Source organism: Bacillus sp. S4 (assembly GCF_040838205.1).
Classification (GTDB): Bacteria; Bacillota; Bacilli; order Bacillales; family Bacillaceae_G; genus Bacillus_A; species Bacillus_A cereus_U.
The window spans coordinates 1-3,396 of record NZ_JBFPJI010000333.1 but is presented as its reverse complement, the minus strand read 5'-3'; the positions used below and the strand labels follow the sequence as shown (position 1 = coordinate 3,396).

Here is a 3,396-nt window from a genome sequence, read left to right as displayed (position 1 = left end):
AGCATGCACTAAAATAAAAGTCAATGACACTTGCGGAAAAATAAAAATTATTTAAAATAAAGTTGCAATTCAATTATCTTTTGTTGTAAAGTTAAAAACATAATAAAAATTTCATACGAACATTCTTATCTAGAGAGGTAGAGGGACTGGCCCTATGACGCCTCAGCAACCATTAACATTCATTCGTTAATAAGGTGCTAATTCCAGCAAATTGTGAAAGATTTGACAGATGAGAAGAAGACTCTATTCAATCCGAAAGCCTTCTTCTTAGAAGGCTTTTTTTATTTTCACTTAGTCGTTCACTTTAAAAAGGGGGAATTTTCACATGTCAACAATCGAAACAAAACTAGCACAAATCGGGAACCGTAGCGAAGCTACAACAGGAACTGTTAATCCACCTGTTTATTTCTCAACTGCTTATCGTCACGAAGGAATTGGTAAATCTACTGGCTTTGACTATTCAAGAACTGGAAATCCGACTCGCGGTCTTTTAGAACAGGCAATTGCAGACTTAGAAAGCGGTGAGCAAGGGTATGCCTGTAGTTCAGGAATGGCGGCTGTTCTCCTTGTCCTTTCACTATTCCGTTCCGGAGATGAGCTTATCGTATCCGAAGACTTATACGGAGGAACATATCGTCTATTTTCCGAACATGAAGACAAGTGGAATATTCGATGTAGATACGTAGATACACAATCTATTAAACAAATTGAGCAAGCAATCACATCTCAAACGAAGGCTATTTTCATAGAAACACCGACTAATCCATTAATGCAAGTAACTGATATCGTAAGTGTAGCAAGTGTAGCGAAAAGGCACGGACTACTTCTTATTGTAGATAACACGTTCTATACACCTTATATACAGCAACCATTAACAGAAGGTGCAAACATCGTCCTTCATAGCGCAACTAAATATTTAGGCGGACATAACGATGTACTAAGCGGACTTGTCGTTGCGAAAGGGAAATCTCTTTGCGAGGAGCTTGCTCATTATCATAATGCCTCTGGTGCTGTCTTAAGCCCGTTTGATTCATGGCTATTAATTCGAGGGATGAAAACTTTAGCACTCCGCATGAAACAGCATGAAGAAAACGCTCATGCAATTGTTGCTTATTTAAATGATGAAGATGGTGTGACAAATGTATTTTATCCAGGAAGAGGTGGTATGATTTCATTTCGCCTTCAAGATGAAACTTGGATTAATCCTTTCTTACAATCTTTATCCTTAATTACATTTGCTGAAAGTCTTGGCGGCGTCGAAAGTTTAATGACTTATCCAGCAACGCAAACTCATGCCGATATTCCAGAAGATATTCGAACAGCACGCGGTGTGTGTAATCGTCTTCTCCGTTTTTCAGTCGGCATCGAAAATAGCAATGATTTAATTCAAGACTTAAAGCAAGCAATTAAACTTGTAAAAGAAGGTGTAAAAATATGAGCTATTCCATAGATACACTTTTACTGCATAATCAATACAAGCATGACTCACATACAGGAGCTGTTAACGTTCCCATCTATAACACATCAACATTTCATCAGTTTGATGTAGATGCTTTCGGAAAGTATGACTATAGTAGATCTGGAAATCCAACACGTGAAGCTCTTGAAGATATCATTGCTTTATTAGAAGGCGGGACAAAAGGATTCGCCTTTGCATCAGGCATTGCAGCCATTTCTACTGCATTTCTCCTTCTTTCACAAGGTGACCATGTTCTTATTTCAGAAGATGTATATGGAGGCACTTATCGAATTGTTACTGAAGTTCTCTCCCGTTATGGTGTTTCACATACATTTGTTGATATGACCAATGTGGAAGAAGTAAAAGAAAACATTAAACCAAATACGAAGCTCTTTTATGTAGAAACACCTTCTAACCCACTTTTAAAAGTGACAGATATTCGTGCTGTTTCTAATCTTGCAAAATCTATTGATGCTCTTACTTTTGTTGATAATACATTTTTGACACCACTATTTCAAAAGCCACTTGATCTTGGCGCCGATGTTGTTCTTCATAGTGCAACAAAATTTATTGCTGGTCATAGTGATGTCACCGCCGGATTAGCTGTCGTAAAAGATGAAGAGCTTGCTCAAAAGCTCGGCTTTCTACAAAACGCTTTTGGTGCTATTTTAGGACCGCAAGATTGTTCTCTCGTGCTTCGCGGCATTAAAACATTGCATGTACGTCTCGAACATTCAGCTGCAGGTGCCAACAAAATCGCACATTTTTTACAAGAGCACTCTAAAGTTCAAAATGTCTATTACCCTGGATTACAATCACATCTTGGTTATAGTATTCAACAAAATCAAGCAACATCGGCTGGGGCTGTTTTATCTTTCACCTTACAATCCGAAGATGCACTGCGCCAATTCTTATCAAAAGTTAAACTGCCTGTTTTTGCGGTTAGTCTAGGAGCTGTTGAATCTATTCTTTCATATCCAGCAAAAATGTCCCATGCAGCCTTATCACAGGAAGCACGTGATGAAAGAGGTATTTCCAATTCATTACTCCGTTTATCGGTTGGTCTTGAAAATGTTAACGATTTAATATCCGATTTCGAAAATGCTCTTTCTTATGTAGAAGAACCTGTAAATGCATAGAGAGAAAAGAAGATATGAAATTAAGTTTTCATATCTTCTTTTTATGCTGTCTAGCATATTCATTTTAATGTTTTTTCTTTTTGTATCGTTCATTAAAAAATAAAAATATATCATCTATTTCCAAGTAATGGATTAATTGATATATTAAGAAATAAAAAAGGGGTAAAAATAATGGATACTTGTGCAGATATTTTAATCGTTATCGATTTACAAAATGGGGTATGTTATAGCGGAGAGCATTTATTTGATTTACAAAACTTGCTTACAAAAGTAAATAAAAGAATTTCTTCATACAGAAAATCAAATAAACCAATCATTTTTGTTCAACATTGTGATGATGATTTAGTACCCGAAAAAGAACTTTGGGCTATTCATACCGATCTAGATGTTCAAGAACAAGATTTTTTTGTACGAAAAACACATGCAAATTCATTTTATAAAACAAACTTAAAAGAAATTTTAGATCAATTATCTGTACATCGTATTGAATTTTGTGGTGCCCAAACAGAGTACTGTATGGATGCTACGATTAAATTTTCTCATGGATTGGGATACGAAAACTTCATGGTACAGAAAGCAACCTCTACTTTGAATAATTCATTTATGTCTGCACAAGAGACGATTGATTTTTATGAAAATATATGGAACCACAGATTTTTAAAGTTGATAAAAGATGAACTCTAGAATAAATGACTAATGACTTGATTATTCTAAGATTTATCAGTTACATCCAAACATTTCATTATCATCATAAAGAAGCTGATCATAATCAGCTTCTTTTCTTTTAACCTGTTATAT

3 protein-coding genes and 1 riboswitch are annotated in these 3,396 nt (G+C 35.5%); all 3 genes read left to right on the top strand.

What is annotated here, in order from left to right; all coding sequences use genetic code 11:
* Positions 1–122: 122 nt before the first annotated feature.
* Positions 123–236, top strand: a riboswitch (SAM riboswitch).
* An 89-nt stretch (positions 237–325) separates the two neighbouring features.
* The 3 genes from AB3X48_RS19520 to AB3X48_RS19510 all read left to right on the top strand — a co-directional run bounded on the left by AB3X48_RS19520 (position 326) and on the right by AB3X48_RS19510 (position 3,282).
* Entirely contained in the window at positions 326–1,438 is a 1,113-nt protein-coding gene (locus AB3X48_RS19520) for a methionine biosynthesis PLP-dependent protein (RefSeq protein ID WP_088099517.1), read from the top strand.
* Positions 1,435–2,598 carry a cystathionine beta-lyase gene (gene metC / locus AB3X48_RS19515; protein WP_002160473.1) on the top strand — a complete coding sequence of 388 codons (1,164 nt, stop codon included), beginning with the start codon at positions 1,435–1,437 and terminating at the stop codon, positions 2,596–2,598. The genes AB3X48_RS19520 and metC overlap by 4 nt, the downstream gene beginning before the upstream one ends.
* Before the next feature lie 171 nt (positions 2,599–2,769).
* On the top strand, positions 2,770–3,282 hold the full coding sequence (locus AB3X48_RS19510) for a cysteine hydrolase family protein (protein ID WP_002160472.1): 513 nt from the start codon (positions 2,770–2,772) through the stop codon (positions 3,280–3,282).
* The last annotated feature ends 114 nt before the right edge of the window (positions 3,283–3,396 follow it).

Bases quoted from the DNA above. Each gene is read 5' to 3' on its own strand.
- metC (WP_002160473.1), top strand. From the start codon at position 1,435: ATGAGCTATTCCATAGATACACTTTTACTGCATAATCAATACAAGCAT.
- AB3X48_RS19520 (WP_088099517.1), top strand. From the start codon at position 326: ATGTCAACAATCGAAACAAAACTAGCACAAATCGGGAACCGTAGCGAA.
- AB3X48_RS19510 (WP_002160472.1), top strand. From the start codon at position 2,770: ATGGATACTTGTGCAGATATTTTAATCGTTATCGATTTACAAAATGGG.